We start from the raw sequence: 3,163 nt of genomic DNA on the forward strand, positions 1-3,163 counted from the left end.
TATAATGGCTCTGTTAAAATACTTCATTGATATTTAAGCTTTAATCCTATATAATATTTTCATTAAAACAACTATAGTAAGGCTATTTATATGAAGCAAGAGATAGAAATTATAAGACAACTTTGTAACTCGCTTTCAAATGATGATAAAAAGTCTCTGATAAAGTTTTTAAAATTAAAAGATAGTGACGATAAGCAAAATCTGAATATTAAAAAAGAAGTAAGTTGTTGTCCTCATTGTCAATCTGCTCATTTTGTTAAAAATGGAACAAGTAGAGGAACTAAGAGATTTTTATGTAAAGATTGCGGTAAAAGTTTTACAACTACGACTAATACGATATTTTTTAATGCTAAAAAAGATATATTAATATGGCAAAAATACATCCATTGTATGATAGAAAAATACTCACTAAGAAAAACTGCTGAAATTTGCGATATATCTTTGCCTACCGCCTTTGCATGGCGACATAAAATCCTAGACGCTTTGCAGAAAATGCAAGATGAGGTAAAACTTGATGGGATAGTTGAAGCTGACGAAACATTTATGCCTATAAGCTTTAAAGGACATCACAAAAATTTTAACTTACCGCGTTTAGCTAAGCATAGAGGCGAGCCTGCTACTAGGCGTGGATTATCTAAGGAGCAGGTTTGCGTAAGTTGTGGAGTTAATCTAAACGGATTATCTATATCTAAAATCTCTAATCTAGGAAAGCCTAAATTACAAGATATTGAAAAAGTTTTAATTAACAAGATACAAAATGATAGTATATTAGTAACCGATAGCTTTAGAGCATATCTAAAATTAGCAAAAGATTTGAATTTAAGTCATATCAGAATACCCAGAAATCATTATAAGGTAGGAACATTTAATATCCAAACGATAAATAGCTATCATAGCAGATTAAAATCTATGCTGATTTATAACTTTAAAGGCGTTTCAACTAAATATCTTAATAATTATCTTGTTTATCATAATTTTGTTAATTTTGCTAAAGACACAAAAACAAACAAAGAAAATATTTTGTTAAATCATATATTAAACACTAATTGTATAAGCAAATCTATCAAGATAGCCAATAGAACAAATATACCTTTGCCCTTAGTGGCATAAAATATTGGAGCAACAAATGAAACCGGGCTTATTTGGGTTACAAAAAACCAATAGGGATTTTACAAGTAAAGACTGTTGGGGTAAAAACCAATTTAATTCATCTTTTCCAACAGCTCTCATGTGTTATATGTTTAGTAAAGGTATAAAACCGATTTATATATCAGTTAAGGATGATTTTTCGATTGAGCATATTGAGATGGGAGTTGATAAAATTTTCGGTATTAATCCATTATCGGAAAATGTTTATTTTAGTTTTGAAACAACCCACGCAAAATACCAAAGATATTTTATAGGAACGTTTCCAAGAAATGATGTGACGCTTTTGGACGAACCCACAGGCAATGGTATATCTAGCTTTGAAATAAAATTAACTGCCCTCCCAGATAATCAGACTTGTATGCTTAAAGACGATCTTTTTGGAACAGAGCTGGTTATAAGACCAGATACTATAATATATCAAGCAGCGATGATTATTGATAGTATAGGTGATGCTGCAATAACTAGCATTTATAAGAATAAATACGATGATATTTTAGATTGGAGCATTGCTAAAAACGTTATACCCTTTGTAGAACAAATGGTTGCCGATTTCTACGAAATAGTTAAAAAACAAGTAGAAAAACAAAGACCATTAATCATTCAACCGATATGGAAAACTAAGGGTAAAAACCCCATATTAGCTAATGATTGTTTAGATGTTTTTGTGTGGAGTACATATTCTATGAGTAAATTATTTTTACCTGATCCCGGTAAAGATATTACGTCTATAAATAGACAAACACGAACCTTGGTTTGGTTTACAAAGATGATAATAGACTACTTAAAAAATGGAAAATTTGCTGGATTTAAAATCATAGATGAATTGTCTTTTAATACAAAAAACGATAAGGCGTTTGCTATTAGCGGATTAGGAACTCATCCCTTTATGAAGTCTGATGCTTTACATTGCCCTAGAATTAAAAAAAAGGAAATAAAAAATATCATATTAGGTGGAGGTCAAAAATTGTTGAGTCCGGAAAGAAGGTTTGATGCTATTATATGTAATACTCCAAATTTATTTGATTAGGATTAAGTAGATGAAAACCCTAGATTTATTTTGCGGTTGCGGTGGAATGAGCTTAGGTTTTGAAAAAGCGGGGTTTAATATTGTAGCCGCTTATGACCTTTGGGATACAGCTGTAGAAACATATAATGCGAATTTTAAACACAAAGCTTTATGTAAAGATATCAACACCCTCTCCGTTGAAGAAATTAAAGAACTGAACCCCGATATTATTATCGGAGGACCGCCTTGTCAAGATTTTTCATCCGCGGGGAAAAGAGATGAGAGTCTGGGAAGGGCAGAATTAACTGATGTTTTTGCTAAAAAAATATGTGACTTTAAACCTAATTGGTTTGTGATGGAAAATGTGGATAGAATAGTAAAGAGTAATAAACTAACCAAAATCAAACAAGCCTTTACAAAAGCGAGATACGGATTGACTGAATTTATTTTAGATGCTTCTTTGTGCGGTGTTCCGCAGAAGAGGAAAAGATATTTTTTAGTGGGTGGCATGAATGAAAAAAACGATTTTTTATCAGCCTGCATTTTCTCGTGCATATCATCATACCCAATGTCAATTAGAGATTATATGGGCGAAGATTTAGATATGGAACATTATTATAGACACCCCCGTTCATATAATCGCAGAGGAGTTTTTTCGATTGATGAACCTAGCCCTACAATAAGGGGGGTAAATCGACCGATTCCCAAAAACTATAAATTTCACGAGGGAGACACTTGTAAAAATATTGACGAAATTAGACCGCTAACTTTCAATGAAAGGGCGCAAATTCAAACTTTTCCTAAAAATTTTATTTTTTTAGGAAATAAAACAGATAGAGAACAAATGATTGGTAATGCCGTACCGGTGAAGCTAGCGCAATATGTAGGCGAAGTTTTATTAAAATATATAAAAGAGACTGCAAAAATAACATAAAAATTAAAAATATTTATATCCTAAGTAAGGGGTATTACAAAGCTTAAATATCAATGAAGTATTTTAACAGAGCC

The 3,163-nt window shown here is 31.5% G+C and carries 3 protein-coding genes; all 3 read left to right on the plus strand.

Going from position 1 to position 3,163, the window contains the following annotated elements; all coding sequences use genetic code 11:
• The first annotated feature begins 90 nt into the window (after positions 1-90).
• From ACHJH3_RS11205 to ACHJH3_RS11215, 3 genes are read left to right on the plus strand one after another with little or no spacing between them, the layout of a single operon-like run.
• Complete coding sequence (locus tag ACHJH3_RS11205) at positions 91-1,110, plus strand: IS1595 family transposase (protein WP_407064882.1); 1,020 nt, start codon at positions 91-93, stop codon at positions 1,108-1,110.
• Positions 1,111-1,126: 16 nt separating this feature from the next.
• A complete protein-coding gene (locus ACHJH3_RS11210; protein WP_407064883.1) occupies positions 1,127-2,176 on the plus strand; it encodes a HindVP family restriction endonuclease in 1,050 nt (349 codons plus the stop codon).
• A 10-nt stretch (positions 2,177-2,186) separates the two neighbouring features.
• Positions 2,187-3,089: a DNA cytosine methyltransferase gene (locus ACHJH3_RS11215; protein WP_407064884.1), complete on the plus strand. Its 903-nt coding sequence runs from the start codon at positions 2,187-2,189 to the stop codon at positions 3,087-3,089.
• The last annotated feature ends 74 nt before the right edge of the window (positions 3,090-3,163 follow it).

Origin of the sequence: Campylobacter canis (genome assembly GCF_045504005.1) — a bacterium.
Taxonomy (GTDB): domain Bacteria; phylum Campylobacterota; class Campylobacteria; order Campylobacterales; family Campylobacteraceae; genus Campylobacter_A; species Campylobacter_A canis.